The sequence below is a fragment of the Paraburkholderia yinzeri genome (assembly GCF_046581065.1).
Classification (GTDB): Bacteria; Pseudomonadota; Gammaproteobacteria; order Burkholderiales; family Burkholderiaceae; genus Paraburkholderia.
The window spans coordinates 1,423,937-1,439,305 of record NZ_JBFOCJ010000001.1 but is presented as its reverse complement, the minus strand read 5'-3'; the positions used below and the strand labels follow the sequence as shown (position 1 = coordinate 1,439,305).

The window sequence follows — 15,369 nt, the reverse complement described above, 5'->3', positions numbered from 1 at the left end:
CCTCTGTTTGCCTGGCGCCGCGCGTCGCATCGACCGTGCTTTCACACTGCCGTTCGCGCCGCCGCCGCGCCATACGTACCGGTGAGAATTACTTGCCTTCGGCAGCCGCGACGACCTTCTGCGCGGCTTCTTCCATGCTGTCCGCCGAGATGATCGGCAGGCCCGATTCGGCCAGCATCTTCTTGCCGAGGTCTTCGTTCGTGCCCTTCATGCGCACGACGAGCGGCACGTTCAGGTTCACGGCCTTCGAACCGGCGATCACGCCTTCTGCGATCACGTCGCAGCGCATGATGCCGCCGAAGATGTTCACGAGAATCGCCTTCAGGCCCGGGTTCTTCAGCATCAGCTTGAAAGCTTCCGTGACCTTCTCGGTCGTGGCGCCGCCGCCGACGTCGAGGAAGTTCGCCGGCTCGCCGCCGAACAGCTTGATGGTGTCCATCGTCGCCATGGCGAGGCCTGCGCCGTTCACGAGACAGCCGATGTTGCCGTCGAGCGAGATGTAGGCGAGGTCGAACTTCGAGGCTTCGACTTCGGCCGGATCTTCTTCGTCCAGATCTCGGTACGCGACGATTTCCGGGTGGCGGAACAGCGCGTTCGCGTCGAAGTTGAACTTCGCGTCGAGCGCGATGACCTTGCCGTCGCCGGTGATGATCAGCGGGTTGATTTCGGCCAGCGAGGCGTCCGTTTCCCACGTCGCCTTGTACAGGCCTTGCAGGATCGCGCGCGCTTGCGGGATCGAGCCTTCCGGCACGCCGATCTTGCGGGCGAGGTCGTCCGCTTCGGCGTCCTTCAGCCCGGTGACCGGGTCGACGGCGACCTTGTGGATCGCTTCCGGCGTCTTTTCGGCGACTTCTTCGATGTCCATGCCGCCTTCGCTCGACGCCATCACGACGATCTTCTGCGAGACGCGATCGAGCACGAGGCCGACATACAGTTCCTTCTTGATGTCAGCGCCTTCTTCGATCAGCAGACGGTTGACCTTCTGGCCTTCCGGACCGGTCTGGTGCGTGACGAGCTGCATGCCGAGGATCTGGTTCGCGTACTCGCGGACCTGGTCCAGCGACTTCGCGACCTTCACGCCGCCGCCCTTGCCTCGGCCGCCAGCGTGGATCTGCGCCTTGACGACCCACACCGGGCCACCCAGCTCTTCAGCGGCCTTGACCGCGTCATCCACCGAAAACACCGGTTTGCCGCGCGGTACCGCGACGCCGAATTTCCGCAGGATTTCCTTACCCTGGTACTCGTGAATCTTCATGCGTGATTCCCTTCAGTCTGAGAGTTGGATTGAACTTCGTTTCCGCTGTTGTTATTCATGCGTGACGGCGTCGGCCCTGCCCTCGCGGCCCGGGCCTTCGTCGCGCACGCCGGCGGCGTCCGCCCCGCGCTCGATGGAGCGCGGCACGTGGCCATACCAGCGCGGATAAAACTGCTTCACCGCCTCGCCGTCGAACCGCAGCGCATGGCAGCGGCCTAGCTGGAAAGGCGGCTTCTCGCCGGCGGCGTCGCCGTCGGCCGTCTTGCCGATTTCCGGTCCCGCGTCTTCGCGCTTCCCTTCGCCCTTCGAATCGTCTCCGGCACGCCAGACCTCCCCGACGAACGCCTGCACGGCGGCGGTCGGCAGCACGCCCAGCATCTCGGTGAGATGCGTGCAGCCAGCCGTTCCGGCGAGTCGCCGGCCCGCTTCGCGGCGGAAATTCTGGAGGAGATTGAGCCCGATGAGGGCACGATAGGCGGGATTGGCGTTCTGGCACTGACCGTCGTAGGGCACCCAGTCGGACGACGCTTCGGCGTCGACGACGTTGAGCTTGCGATCGATCGTGATGCGGAGCCAGAGTTCATGGATCGGCAGACCTTCGGGCCGGACACCGGCGGCGAGCGGCACGTCGCGTGGCTTGTGATCGGTCAGACACGCGTCGATGTCCCACAAGCCGTCTTCGCGCTCATAGGCGACCGCCCGGATTGCACGCTGGTGGCGCAGTTGGCGGGGCGCGGGCGGGGAAAGCGGCATGCTAAGGCTAAGACCGGATGGGAAAACCTTTGGATTTTAGCATACCGGGTATTTGACACTGCCCCGAACATACAGCCCGCTCAGGGACTTACGGGATCCTTGCAGTCTCAATTTTCGAACCCGTCGTCCTCGATGCCTTTCAGGATCTTGCCGATGATCGCCATCGAAAAACCGCGCGCAGCGAGAAAGCGAGCTTGTCGCGCGCGTTCGGCGGGCGTCTCGGGCAGCGTGCCGTACTTCTTTTGCCAGACAGCGCGGGCGCGGACAAGCTCGGTCTCGCGCAACTGCGCGCTCACCTCTTCGATAAGCGTGTCGCCGACGGCGTGGCGCTTGAGTTCGCCGACGATGCGCGTAGCGCCAAGACGGGCGGCGCGACGATGGATGATGCTTTCGGCAAAGCGCGCGTCGGAGAGCCAGGCCTCGCGGACGAGCGAATCGAGCAGGGCCTCGAGTTCGTCGGCGTTGTCCGTGTACGGCATCAGCTTGCGCGAGAGTTCCGCCCGGCTGTACTCGCGGCGTGAGAGGTAAGCGAGCGCGCGGCCCTTGAGAGAGGGGCCAGGGCGCTGGGATGCGGCAGGCGCGCGTTCCTTGCGGGATTCGGAGGTGCGTTCGAACCTGGTGCCAGGAGTAGCAGGGGCGGCAGGCTCGCCGCCCCTCGCGGCCGAACGAGCGGCGCGTGCGCTCGACGTGCGTTCGAAGCGGTCTGCCTGCGGCGCATCGTCGGCCGATTCGAAGGCCCCGAACGACGACTCGAACTCATCGAAAGCGGCGCCGAAAGGTCCGCCAAACTGGGCGTCGATCGGACCGCCGGGCGCGCCAACCTGCTCGAAAGGCTCGTGCGGACCGCCAGGCGCGCGCGGATCCCGCGGGCGACCCGCTTCGGTTGGCGCCGGTGGCGCCGATGCGGACCGGCCCTTGCGGATCACGACGGATTACTCTTCTTCGTCCGCGATTTCGACTTCGTCGGAATCGTTGACGCCGGCGGGCATCGCGCTCACGCCGAGCGACTCGCGGATGCGGTTTTCGATCTCGCGCGCGATGTCCGCATTTTCGCGCAGGAATTCGCGCGCGTTGTCCTTGCCCTGGCCGATGCGCTCGCCGTTATAGCTGTACCACGCACCTGCCTTGTCGACGATCTTGGCCTGCACGCCGAGGTCGATGATTTCGCCCTGACGCGAGATGCCTTCGCCGTAGAGGATGTCGAACACGGCCTCGCGGAACGGCGGCGAAACCTTGTTCTTCACGACCTTCACGCGCGTTTCGCTGCCGATCACTTCGTCGTTCTTCTTGATCGAGCCAATGCGGCGAATGTCCAGACGCACCGACGCGTAGAACTTGAGCGCGTTGCCGCCCGTGGTGGTTTCCGGGTTGCCGAACATCACGCCGATCTTCATGCGAATCTGGTTGATGAAGATCACCATGCAGTTCGTCTTCTTGATCGTGCCGGTAAGCTTGCGCAGCGCCTGCGACATCAGGCGGGCCTGCAGACCCGGCAGCGAGTCGCCCATTTCGCCTTCGATTTCGGCCTTCGGCACGAGCGCCGCGACCGAGTCGATCACGATCATGTCGATCGAGCCCGAGCGCACGAGCGCGTCGGCAATTTCGAGCGCCTGCTCGCCCGTGTCAGGCTGCGAAATGAGCAGCTCCGGCACGTTCACGCCGAGCTTCGAGGCGTACTGCACGTCGAGCGCGTGTTCCGCGTCGATGAACGCCGCCGTGCCGCCGATCTTCTGCAGTTCGGCGATCACCTGGAGCGTGAGCGTGGTTTTACCCGACGATTCCGGACCGTAGATCTCGACCACGCGGCCGCGCGGCAGGCCACCCACGCCGAGCGCGATGTCGAGGCCGAGCGAACCGGTGGAGACCACCTGGATGTTCTCGACTGCCTCACCATCGCCGAGTCGCATGATCGACCCCTTGCCGAACTGCTTTTCGATCTGCGCGAGCGCGGCGGCCAGCGCCTTGCTCTTTTCAGCAGTCAGCCCAGCCGAGCCTTTCTTGCTATCTTCCATGAATCGTCCTTTGCTATGATGAACGGCGTCTCGTGACGATGCGCGAGCCCCCTGGTTGGCTTACGCGCACGAACGCAGACACTGTATAAAAAAACAGTGGTTTTAGCAAGCCCCAAGCTTGCCAAAACCGCGAAATTTCGGGAGACCGCCACGCGCCGCGCAAGCCCGGCGCGGGCCTGGAGACCTGGCGAAGGCGCCGGCGCACCATGCGAATTCTCATTGCCGAAGACGACAGCATACTCGCGGATGGTCTCGTTCGATCACTCCGCCAATCGGGCTATGCCGTTGATCACGTGAAGAGCGGCGCGGACGCCGACACCGCGCTCTCCATGCAAACCTTCGACCTGCTGATCCTCGATCTCGGCCTGCCGAAAATGCCGGGCCTCGAAGTGCTGCGCCGCCTGCGCGCGCGCAACTCGAACCTTCCGGTACTGATCCTCACCGCCGCCGACAGCGTGGACGAGCGCGTCAAGGGCCTCGACCTCGGCGCCGACGACTATATGGCCAAGCCTTTCGCGCTCAATGAGCTGGAGGCGCGCGTGCGTGCGCTCACGCGGCGCGGCGCGGGCGGCGGCCCGACGGTCGTGCGCCACGGCGCGCTCTCCTTCGACCAGGTCGGCCGCGTGGCGCGCATCAACGACCAGGTGATCGATCTTTCGGCGCGCGAACTGGGTCTCCTCGAAGTGCTGCTGCAGCGGCCAGGGCGGCTGGTCTCCAAGGAACAGCTCGTCGATCATCTCTGCGAATGGGGGGAGGAGGTCAGCAACAACGCCATCGAGGTCTATGTGCACAGGCTGCGCAAGAAGGTCGAAGCGGGCGGCGTGCGCATCGTGACCGTGCGCGGGCTGGGCTATTGCCTCGAGAAGGAACAGGGCACGCCGAACGGCACCGCGGCCACCCCGGCCGCCGGGACGAACGCGCCGCCGGCCATGCCGGCCAGCCACTACTTCAAATAGCCGGGCGGGAAGATGGCTGAGCCCGCCCACGCCACGCGCTCCGCGCCGCCAGCCGACACCCTCGACGACAGCGCGCGCGACGCCCGCTACGCGAACCCGTTCGCCCCGCCCGACGAAACCGAGGCCGCCGCCCAGACGCGGCCTCGCTCGCTCTTCGGCGAGATCCTCGACTGGATGCTCGCGCCGCTCCTGCTGCTCTGGCCGATGAGCATCGCCGTGACCTATCTGGTCGCGAAGTCGATCGCGAACGGGCCCTTCGACCGCGCGCTCGAAACCGACGCCTATGTACTCGCGCGCCATATCCAGCCCGTCAACGGCGTGGCCGAACTGTCGCTACCCGCCGCGGCGAGCGAGCTAATCGGCGCCGACAACATCGACCGCACGTTCTATCAGGTGCTGGGCGGCCGCGGCGAACTCGTCGCCGGGGACCGCGACATGCCGTTGCCGCACGAGGACGACCGGCCGCCGCCGGGTCTCGTCGAATTCCGCGACGACACGCTGCACGGCATCGACATTCGCGTCGCCTACACGACGGTGGCGCTGCCGCAGTCGGGCAGAGCGCAACCGGTGCTCGTCCAGGTGGCGGAGACACTCGACAAACGCCGCCAGCTCGCCAACGACATCATCAAGGGCGTGATCCTGCCGCAGTTCGTGATCCTGCCGCTCGCGATCGTGCTCGTGTGGTTCGGGCTCTCGCGAGGGCTCGCACCGCTGCACGCGCTGCAGTCGAATATCCGCATGCGCCGGCCCGACGACCTCTCGCCGCTGGAGGCGCGCCGCGCGCCGCCCGAGATCGAGCCGCTCGTCACGTCGTTCAACGATCTGCTGACGCGCCTCGAACAGAACATGGAACTGCAGAAGCGCTTTATCGCCGATGCGGCCCATCAGATGAAGACCCCGCTCGCGGGCCTGCGAACCCAGGCCGAACTGGCGCTGCGCCAGGACGTCTCGCCCGAGGTCCATCGCTCGCTCGAGCAGATCGCGACCAGTTCCGAACATGCCGCACGGCTCGTCACGCAACTGCTGGTGCTTGCGCGCGCGGAGAACCGCATCTCGGGACAGATCTTCACGCCCGTCGACGCGGCCGAAGTCGCGCGTCACGCCGTGCGCGACTGGGTCCAGCCGGCCCTCGCGAAGCGGATGGATCTTGGCTACGAAGGACCGCGCGGCGGCGGCGACGAAGAGGACAGCGCGGCGCTGGAAGTCGACGGCAACCCGGTGATGCTGCGCGAAATGCTTTCGAACCTCATCGACAACGCCATCCGCTACACGCCGCCGGGCGGACGGATCACCGTGCGCGTGCGCCCGGAGCCGGATGCGCGTCTCGTGCACCTGGAAGTCGAGGATACGGGCCTCGGCATTCCGGCCGCCGAACGCGAACGCGTAATCGAACGCTTCTACCGGATCCTCGGCCGCGAGGGCGACGGCAGCGGGCTCGGCCTCGCCATCGTCCGCGAAATCGCGACGATGCACGGCGGCACCCTCGCCATCGACGACAACGTCTACCAGCAGTCGCCGCGGCTTGCGGGAACGCTCGTGCGCGTGACGCTGCGGCTTCGCGACGCCGGATAAGCCCGCGGCGTCAGGAAATTCAGGATGGGACTTACCCTTATCCATCTTGAATCGACACCTGCCGAATTATGATGTTGGCCGACGATAGCGATAAATATTGATCAAATATCCGTATATTGCGCGATCTTTGGTGATTGAGCCCCATTCACCCCACGCTTACCCGTAGCCTGAACGTACGTCAGAACCCAGTAAGTTTCCATTCCAATAATGCTTCGCAGGACTGCCGGGACCGCATGCCCCTCGCCCGACGGACCCCACGCATATCAAAACTGGAGACATACATGGCAACCGTAGGCGGACAGCTATCGCACGCGCCGATGACAAACGACGAAAAACGCGTGATCTTCGCGTCGTCGCTCGGCACCGTGTTCGAGTGGTATGACTTCTATCTGGCCGGCTCGCTCGCGGCCTTCATCAGCAAGAGCTTCTTTTCCGGCGTCAATCCCACCGCGGGCTTCATCTTCACCCTGCTCGGCTTCGCGGCCGGCTTCGCGGTACGCCCGTTCGGCGCCATCGTGTTCGGGCGGCTCGGCGACCTCGTCGGCCGCAAGCACACGTTCCTCGTGACCATCGTGATCATGGGTCTCTCCACCTTCGTGGTCGGCTTCCTGCCCGGCTATGCCGCGATCGGCATCGCCTCGCCCGTGATCTTCATCGCCATGCGCCTCCTGCAGGGCCTCGCGCTCGGCGGCGAATACGGCGGCGCCGCGACCTACGTGGCCGAGCACGCGCCGCCCGGACGCCGCGGCTTCTACACCTCGTGGATCCAGACCACCGCGACGCTCGGCCTGTTCCTCTCGCTGCTCGTGATCCTGGGCGTGCGCCAGTCCGTGGGCGAAGAACAGTTCGCCGCATGGGCATGGCGCATTCCGTTCGTCGCGTCGATCCTGCTGCTCGCCGTCTCCGTCTGGATCCGCCTGCAACTCGACGAATCGCCGGCGTTCAAGCGCATCAAGGCCGAGGGCAAGGTGTCGAAGGCGCCGCTCACCGAAGCATTCGGCCAGTGGAAAAACCTGAAGATCGTGATTCTCGCCCTGATCGGCCTGACCGCCGGCCAGGCCGTGGTCTGGTACACGGGCCAGTTCTACACGCTCTTCTTCCTCACGCAGACGCTCAAGGTGGACGGCGCAAGCGCCAACATCCTGATCGCGCTGGCACTCCTGATCGGCACGCCGTTCTTCCTGTTCTTCGGCTCGCTCTCGGACAAGATCGGCCGCAAGCCCATCATCATGGCCGGCTGCCTGATCGCCGCGCTCGCCTACTTCCCGCTCTTCAAGGCGCTCACGCACTTCGCGAACCCCGCACTCGAAGCCGCGACGCAGCGCGCGCCGATCGTCGTGATCGCGAACCCGGACGAGTGCTCGTTCCAGTTCAATCCGGTGGGCACGTCGAAGTTCACGTCCTCGTGCGACATCGCCAAGAGCGCGCTGTCGAAAGCGGGCCTGAACTACTCGAACGTGGCGGCGCCGGCGGGCACGATGGCGCAGATCAAGGTGGGCGACACCGTGATCGACACCTATAACGGCAAGGCGGAAGACGCCAAGGAAAAAGGCGCGGCGTTCGAGAAGACGCTTTCGGGCACGTTGAAGGCGGCAGGCTATCCGGCCAAGGCGGACCCGTCGCAGTTGAACTGGCCGATGACCGTGGTGATCCTGGCGATCCTCGTGATCTTCGTGACGATGGTGTACGGGCCGATCGCGGCGATGCTGGTGGAGATGTTTCCCACGCGGATTCGCTACACCTCGATGTCGTTGCCGTATCACATTGGCAATGGGTGGTTTGGCGGGTTCCTGCCCGCTACCGCGTTCGCGATCGTGGCGGCCAAGGGCGATATTTACTCCGGGCTGTGGTATCCGATCATCATCGCACTGGGAACCTTCGTGATCGGGATGCTGTTCCTCAAGGAAACCAAGGACTCGAATATTTACGCGGAGGATTGAGGCGCGCGAGGCGATTCGGGCTGGCTGGCCGGATCGCCTTCGCGAAAAAGTTATTGGGCAGGGGTTGACAGTGCCCGGAGGGCTCTGCATAATTATCTTCTTCGGCGAATTAGCTCAGTCGGTTAGAGCGACGGAATCATAATCCGCAGGTCCGGGGTTCGAATCCCTGATTCGCCACCAAATACGAAAAGGCCTTGCTTTGCAAGGCCTTTTCTCATTCTGGCGTGTGGCAAAACATCTCGGGGTGCGTCTCCATCGAGAGTTCGCCACCATGCTGACGCCCTTCCTGCCGTCGCATCTGCGCCGTACCGCCTACGGCGTCTTCCACTTCCGCATCGTCCTGCCCCCGCACCTCGCCGCCGTTGCCGGCAAGAAAGAGGTCTGGCGGTCCCTGCGCACCCGCGATCCCGAGCGCGCTAAACTGCTGGCCTACCTGCTCAACGCCCGCTTTGCGATGCTCAAGAAACCCGCCCTGGCCGATCTGCTGGCCCTCTCACCCGACGACATCCAACAACTGACGATCCACGGGCTGCAAGTCACGCAAGGGCAGTTCCGGGCGGAACGGATCGAACTGGACGACACGACGCCGGAGACCTTGCAGCGCGATCAGGCCGTCTTGAAAGACCTGATTGCCCCGTTCACCCTCCCGCCCGCCGAACCCACGGACAAGGAACTAGCGGACCTGGACGAGTTGGCCGCCATGCGCGCGGCCACCAAGACCAAGCGCCTGTCCGAATGCGTGCGGCTGTACCTCGACAGCAAGCAGGGGGAGATCTCGCCCGCGAGCATGAAGGACTACACGAACGGACTGGCAACGTTCCTCCGTTGGGCCGGCGACGAGACCCCGATCGGCATGTGCACCTGGGACTTCATGCGGGGCTACTTCGAGTTCCTGCAATGGCTGCCGAAGAACTACGAGAAGCGCCGGGACAGGGATTTTCAAGGCCAGGAAGCCCGTCATTTCGTCGCCAAGGCCCAGGCCCGGAACGAGCGTCCGTCAGACGTCATCAGCGACCAAACCCGGCGGCAACAGCGGCTGATCCTGAGCGGGTTTTTCACCTGGGCGATTGAGGCCCGGCAGTTCAAGGGCGAGAACCCCACGGTCGGCCAGGTCAAGATGTCGAAAACCCAACGCCTCAAAAGCAACGCCGGGCGAGGCTACCTGCCGTTCCCGCCGGATGCGCTTCGGCAAATCTTCGAGCCCGCCCGGTTCCTCGCCTTCGCCCAGAACCCGGAGGACTTCTTCCTGCCGCTGCTGGGCCTCTACACCGGGGCACGCATGAACGAACTGGCCCAGGCCCGCGTGCAGGACATCCGCCAGGGCGATGCCGGGCGCTGGTTCCTCGACATCCAGCCGGACCACACCGGGGACGACGAGACGGAAACGCGGGTGAAGACGATCAGCAGCATCCGGTCCGCCCCGATCCATCCCGATCTGATCCGGTTGGGCCTGATCGCCTACGCCCTGGAACTGGGCGACCGTGGCGCGGTACGGCTCTTCCCGCACCTGCCGCGCGATGCCAAAGGCAAACACACCAAGAACCCGTCGCGGCGCTTTGGGGACTACCTGACGACGTTGGGGATCAAGGACAGCCGACGGCACGCCTTCCCGTCGTTCCGAACCACGTTGATCCGGCGCTTGAAGGGAGCTGGCGTTGCCAAGGATGCCCGCATGGAACTGGTCGGCCATGCCCCGCGCGATGTTCATGACCGCGACTACGCCGGTCAGTTCGGGGACGAGTTCCTGGCGAAGCAGACGCTTGACCTGTTGCAGTTCGACGAGGTGAATCCCGAAGCCTTGTCCGCCGATCTGTCGGAACGGCTCTCCAAGTTTCTGACGATTGCGCTGCAGACCACGCGGAAACCGCGTCCCGCACGCGGTTGAGCGGCACGCGCCCGTTTTTCATAAGCCCCTAAAACAAACGCCCTCCAAGGAGGGCGTTCGGTACAATGGGGTCGGGTGCTTCCTGCGAAGCATCCGCCCAGCGGGGTAAGCACCCGTTGAGGTGGAGGGTCCAGCCAATGGCTCCGACCAAGAAGCTGTCCCAGTGCGTCCGCGTCCTCGTGATGATCATCACCGTGATCGCCATGTTGGCGTGGTCGCCACCGGTCTTCTGACCGGTGAACGGCCCGCCTGTGACAGCAGGTGGGCCGTTCCACCTCACTTTCTACACCGCTTCGGCATCGATTGCAATATCACATGAGGCCGTCGAACGTGGCCGGATAACCGACCGCGCGCCCGTTTTTCCGTTCTGGGTTCTGCCGCGCGCTGTCGCGCGCCTGCGGGGAGTGCTTCGGGGGGGACGTGCCTTGGCATGGTGGCCGCGTGCCCCTTCGGGGAGCCTTCGGCCTGTAACCCTTCGGGTTGCATTCGCCTGTGCCCTCTGATGGTGGCCCATGCGAGGGATTGGTACGGTTTTGCCTTGCTTCGCTCCCCTGGTCCCGGCAAAGCCCGGGGCTGCGCCCCGGCCTAAGCCGGGAAAGCCTCTCCCCTGCGCGCCGCAAGATATGCGACATGCATGGAAGGGCTTACCCGCTTAGGCCGTCCCGTTCGATGCTGCTGAACGGTGCCATTTACCGGGGCTGGGATAGATGCGCTCCCCAACTACGGACAGTTCACGATTCGATCATCGCCGGTGCCAGGTCTGTCCACCACCGCGAAGGTGGCGCCTCTCTGTTGGCGTTGTGCACCGTGGCCCGGCCGTCGCCGGGCACTTCCCCGCTCATCACGCCTTACCCGTTGCAACGCCGAGCCGTCAGGGACACACGAGCGGGGCCAGATTGAGCACTCCCCGCGCCCCAGTGGGACGAAGCATTGCTGGGCCGGATCGCACGCATGATGTGCGGTTCAAGATGCCAGTCTCCGGGTGTCGCTGATCCAATGATGGGCGAGGCCGGTACCACTCGACAAGCCCGGGATTGGTTACCCGGCGTCCTTGCACGATCTCCGGCGGTTCTGCGCTGTCGGGCGGTCGGGGCTGGATGGTTGAGTGGCAGAACTTGACCTGGGCTTCGGGTTCGCTAGGATGGTGCTGCGGGGCCGAAGTTTGGGTGCGTAGTTTCGTCGCTGTCACTACTCAATCCAGTTCCCGATGCTTCCAACATCGCGGAACCGCAGCCCCACGGTAGCAGACCACGGCCCCCTGTCAAACAGGGGGCCTTGCTTTTTCTTTGCCGACTGCTTGGATGGCTGGACCACCACCGGAGCCAGCCATGCCGACCACCGACGCGCCCAGCGGTACCACCTTCCCGGATCTTCTGGACCTATGGTTTCGGGCCTACATTGCCGCCTTGCACCGGGTCGAGCCAATCTCGGCCGGAATGATCGCGGACCAGGCGGTACGGGTCGCCATCGAGCGATGGGGGTTGACGGTCAATCAGTAACGCACGCGCCGTAAAACCAGCCCACCGACCAGCCCGCCACGGGCGGCCCCGGAACGGGGCCGGGTTGTGGAATCGCGCGGACCTGCCATCCTGGAGAGGTAGCCACGCCGATCAGCAGGCCCGAAACATGCCCCGCAGCGCAAAACCCACGCCGTTCTCATTGTTGGACGGGTTTGAACCGTCCAACAATGAGGTGAAATCGGGAAGGAAGCTTCCCGGTTTCACAGGTCGTAGCGTCAGCGAAGACCGCGCGCGTGGTTGCGGGAGCAAACACGCGCCGGATCGATGCGAGAGCAGCGATCCGAGCACAGACGGCGAGAGCCGGCTGTGCGGTCCCCGGATTGACGCCCAAGCGACCATCTGGGGACACTCGATCACGCACGTTCTGCGTGATCGAGAAGCCAGCGCACGACAAGCTGCAGAACGCGATACGAAGCCCTGGACCCTGCACGCCGACCAGCAGACGCGCAACATACTGCGCGACGAGGAACAGCGCAAGGTCTCATCGACCACCGCAGCGAAGTATCGCCGCGAATACGAACGGCTGCGCGCCGAAGGCATCACCGCACTGGACAGAGCGCGGACACGACAGCACTACGACCTGCTGCGGACCGCGTCGCACTACTGCATGGAAACCGACGTGCGCGCGCTCCGGGCTGCATCGGAGCGCGCGCGCCGCGCCGGCCACCTGGAACAGGCGCAACGCCTGACGCTGGAAGCCTGGAAACTGGCGGTGGAGATGGACGTACAGTTTCGCCAGCCGGACCGGAAAACGTGGAAGGACAAGGCGGACGCCATGCGAAAAGCCGGGGATCCGATCGTGTCGAAGTCGAAGCGCGACACGATCGCCCCGGCCCCGTCGCTGGCGGTCGCGGCCCTGCTGACGGCAGGGCATCACGGCGTGAAGGTTGCTGAGCGCCACGCCGAGCGGGTCGCCGTGCTGGCGCTGTTCGGCGTCCGGCCCGCCGAACTGAAGCGCGGCATCGAACTGTCCCTGGCGGCCGATCCGCAGAGCGGCCGCCCGTTCCTCGCCGCGCGGGTCAAGGGCGTGAAGGTCAACGCCGAACGCGGCCAAGCCTGGCGCACGCTGGTGGTACCGGTCGATAACACCGCCGCAAACGGGCTTGCGGCGGTCGTTCGTGAGCGCGGCGGCAAGGCTATGGTGTCGATGACCGACGCCGATCACCGGAGCCTGAACCGCGCGCTGAAGCCCTCGGGCCTGTCGATCTACTCGTTTCGCCACGCGGTCGCCAGCGAACTGAAACGGGAAGCCATCCGCAAGCCGGAGACGGCAGCCGGAGCGGCAACGTTCATGGGGCACACGAGCACGCGCAGCCTCATGAGTTACGGGCGCGCTGCGCACGCCCGTGGCGGTCGCCGCTTCGGGGCGCGGGCGGAGCGCGCGGTGCGGAGCGTGCCCGTTACGTTCCAGCAGAAGGCCGACGTGCGCGAGGCTGCCCGCGCGACGGCCGCCCAGGCGACCGCCCCGCGGGTTCCAAACCTCGGAGCGCTAGCGCGCCGGCTCCCAACGCCCGGGCTGACGCCACCACGCGGGCCAAAACTGCCCTGGAAGCGGTAGACCCCGCCCGGACGGGGCAGCGGGTCAAGGAGCGCGCAGCGACCCCGCAGGGGCCTGTCCTTGACGCGCTGAACCGGCCCCGCACGCTCGGACATGGGTGGGCAGAGCCAGAGCGCTGCCCACCCATGCCGACCGGCGGCGGGTCAGGTTCATCACTGCACGCGCCAGCCGTTGTTCGTTTTTGCCATCATCGCTTCATCGTTCACGGATGCGGTCATCCCCGGCAACTTCGGGAACTTGTCGCGCTCGACCCAGGACGGTACGTCGTCGATCTTCCAGGTGAACTTCACATCGGACATGCCGGCGTTGTCCTTGTTCGGGACCGTGAACTCGGTCACCTCATCGACGGTCTTCGTCCCGACGCAGAAGCCCTTCTGCGGGTCCCATGCGCCAGCGGATCGCCCTTTGTCCGTGAGGTTGATGGTGAACGCCGAGACGTTCATGAAGCCTTGCTGGACCAGTCCGAGTTGTACGGTCGCAATGCCCTCACGGTTCAGCCCGTCCAGGATGCCGACCTGTTCTTTCGTCATGCCCTCCGACGGGATCTGGATCGGCCACTGCACCGCCGCGCTGTTCTCGATGTTCCAGCAGACCGTCTGTGGTTTGTCCTTGAAGAACTGCGCCAGTCCGTCTTTCAGGTCCCCTTTCGACGGCCCGCTGCTGCATCCGGCGAGCACTGCGGCAGCGGCGGCCAGCGTCCCGAGCATCAAAATTCGTTTTTTGTTGTTCATGGCAACACCTTGTTTGTTATACGGCTTGTTGGTCTTGATGAGCGGGACCGCTCACTGGCCGTTCAGTGCGCGTTCCACTTGTACCGACAAGGAACTGGCCATAGGCTGGGTCAGGCCACCGCCGAGCCAATGCTCGACGCCCCGCGCCTGCACTACGACCTGCCACGACCGGGCCGCGATGCCCTTCCCGACACCGCCGGTGCTGCTGACGCCCGTGTAAGTGCCGCCCGAGCCGATCCCGGAATAAACCACGGTCTCACCGGCAGCAGGGGCCGTGATATAGATGCGTTCGAGGTCCGCGCGCGCCAGGGCAGTGCCGTTGTCCAGCGTGATCCCCGCCGGGCCTGCCGTGAACTGCGTCAGGCGTCGGCCGCGATTCGCCCCTTTCAGTTTCATGCTGCGCAGCGAGACGCAAAGCAACGCGGTACCGCCGACCAGCACCACGGCCAGCACGACGTTCGCGCTCGCCAGGCCGATGAACAGACCGGCCAAGATGACGGCCGCGATGGCCAACTGGATCTTTTCCCATGCCCCGTTGAGCGGCAACGGCCGCACCGTGAACCGTTTCGCTCCATTGTCGATCTGCTCGACGTCATACAAAGCCTGCGCCATCTTCACGATCTCCCAGATGTAAAACCACGTTGAAAGTTTCACTATAAATCAATAGTTGCAAGTTGGATCATTCAATAGGGACGGAAAGACAACAACACTTCGTGTCATCGAATGATGTGGGGTGTCATGGTGGAAGATCAGGCCAAGCAGCGAGACCGGGAACTGGCGCGGCAGGTCGGCGCACGTCTGGCCGCTCGACGGAAGGCCCTGCGCCTCACCCAAGACCAACTGGCCGAACGGCTTGGGATCGAAAAGGAAAGCGTGTCCCGGCTAGAAACCGGGTTCGTGTCGCCATCGCTGGGGCGACTGTCCACGTTGGCGGAAGCCCTGGACGTGTCGTTGCTGGACCTGCTGCGCGACGTGTCCGACCGACCGCAGGACCAGGCCGCCAGTCTGACCGCCGCCATCGCGCGCCTGCCGGTTCGGCAGCGGGCGCTGGTGGTACGGACCGCTACCGAACTGGCGGCGATCCTCCAGGACGGCGCAGAATAGCCGATGCACCACTGCCGTCAGGCCGGGATTTGACGGCAGCCCCTGGCGTTGCAGGTTGAAAGCATCACCTACCGCCAGAGCCT

At 64.9% G+C, this 15,369-nt stretch carries 13 protein-coding genes and 1 tRNA gene; 8 read left to right on the top strand and 6 right to left on the bottom strand.

The genetic code is table 11. From position 1 onward, the window contains the following. Positions 1–88: 88 nt before the first annotated feature. The 4 genes from sucC to recA all read right to left on the bottom strand — a co-directional run bounded on the left by sucC (position 89) and on the right by recA (position 4,020). Positions 89–1,255 (bottom strand): ADP-forming succinate--CoA ligase subunit beta, encoded by a 1,167-nt coding sequence (gene sucC, locus WJ542_RS06885; RefSeq protein ID WP_411188551.1) that lies wholly within the window; start codon positions 1,253–1,255, stop codon positions 89–91. 51 nt (positions 1,256–1,306) lie between these two features. Beyond that, positions 1,307–2,008 carry a DUF2889 domain-containing protein gene (locus tag WJ542_RS06880; protein ID WP_411188550.1) on the bottom strand — a complete coding sequence of 234 codons (702 nt, stop codon included), beginning with the start codon at positions 2,006–2,008 and terminating at the stop codon, positions 1,307–1,309. Between the two features lie 107 nt (positions 2,009–2,115). After that, positions 2,116–2,934 (bottom strand): recombination regulator RecX, encoded by an 819-nt coding sequence (recX, locus tag WJ542_RS06875; protein ID WP_411188549.1) that lies wholly within the window; start codon positions 2,932–2,934, stop codon positions 2,116–2,118. Positions 2,935–2,940: 6 nt separating this feature from the next. After that, entirely contained in the window at positions 2,941–4,020 is a 1,080-nt protein-coding gene (recA, locus tag WJ542_RS06870) for a recombinase RecA (protein WP_027794275.1), read from the bottom strand. Between the two features lie 206 nt (positions 4,021–4,226). Between recA and WJ542_RS06865 the strand changes: the two genes are divergently transcribed. From WJ542_RS06865 to WJ542_RS06835, 7 genes are all read left to right on the top strand, one after another. After that, positions 4,227–4,976 carry a response regulator transcription factor gene (locus WJ542_RS06865; protein ID WP_411188548.1) on the top strand — a complete coding sequence of 250 codons (750 nt, stop codon included), beginning with the start codon at positions 4,227–4,229 and terminating at the stop codon, positions 4,974–4,976. Between the two features lie 12 nt (positions 4,977–4,988). Continuing rightward, positions 4,989–6,548 carry a sensor histidine kinase gene (locus WJ542_RS06860; RefSeq protein WP_411188547.1) on the top strand — a complete coding sequence of 520 codons (1,560 nt, stop codon included), beginning with the start codon at positions 4,989–4,991 and terminating at the stop codon, positions 6,546–6,548. A gap of 281 nt (positions 6,549–6,829) precedes the next feature. Then, on the top strand, positions 6,830–8,488 hold the full coding sequence (locus WJ542_RS06855; protein ID WP_411188546.1) for an MFS transporter: 1,659 nt from the start codon (positions 6,830–6,832) through the stop codon (positions 8,486–8,488). 103 nt (positions 8,489–8,591) lie between these two features. Next, positions 8,592–8,668: transfer RNA gene (locus tag WJ542_RS06850), tRNA-Met, on the top strand. Positions 8,669–8,759: 91 nt separating this feature from the next. Then, on the top strand, positions 8,760–10,373 hold the full coding sequence (locus WJ542_RS06845; protein WP_111442065.1) for a site-specific integrase: 1,614 nt from the start codon (positions 8,760–8,762) through the stop codon (positions 10,371–10,373). 1,328 nt (positions 10,374–11,701) lie between these two features. Further along, positions 11,702–11,872, top strand: coding sequence for a hypothetical protein (locus tag WJ542_RS06840; protein WP_166677920.1), 171 nt, complete (start codon positions 11,702–11,704; stop codon positions 11,870–11,872). A gap of 127 nt (positions 11,873–11,999) precedes the next feature. Beyond that, the gene (locus WJ542_RS06835) at positions 12,000–13,451 is read left to right on the top strand and encodes a hypothetical protein (RefSeq protein WP_134163158.1); all 1,452 of its coding nucleotides are present in this window, start codon (positions 12,000–12,002) and stop codon (positions 13,449–13,451) included. Between the two features lie 152 nt (positions 13,452–13,603). On the opposite strand, the gene WJ542_RS06830 is transcribed toward WJ542_RS06835, so the two are convergent. Both WJ542_RS06830 and WJ542_RS06825 read right to left on the bottom strand, forming a co-directional pair. After that, complete coding sequence (locus WJ542_RS06830; protein ID WP_111966237.1) at positions 13,604–14,182, bottom strand: hypothetical protein; 579 nt, start codon at positions 14,180–14,182, stop codon at positions 13,604–13,606. Between the two features lie 51 nt (positions 14,183–14,233). After that, positions 14,234–14,836 carry a hypothetical protein gene (locus WJ542_RS06825; protein ID WP_111442062.1) on the bottom strand — a complete coding sequence of 201 codons (603 nt, stop codon included), beginning with the start codon at positions 14,834–14,836 and terminating at the stop codon, positions 14,234–14,236. Positions 14,837–14,920: 84 nt separating this feature from the next. On the opposite strand from WJ542_RS06825, the gene WJ542_RS06820 reads away from it, so the two are divergent. After that, a complete protein-coding gene (locus tag WJ542_RS06820; protein WP_039571161.1) occupies positions 14,921–15,286 on the top strand; it encodes a helix-turn-helix domain-containing protein in 366 nt (121 codons plus the stop codon). Positions 15,287–15,369: the final 83 nt, after the last annotated feature.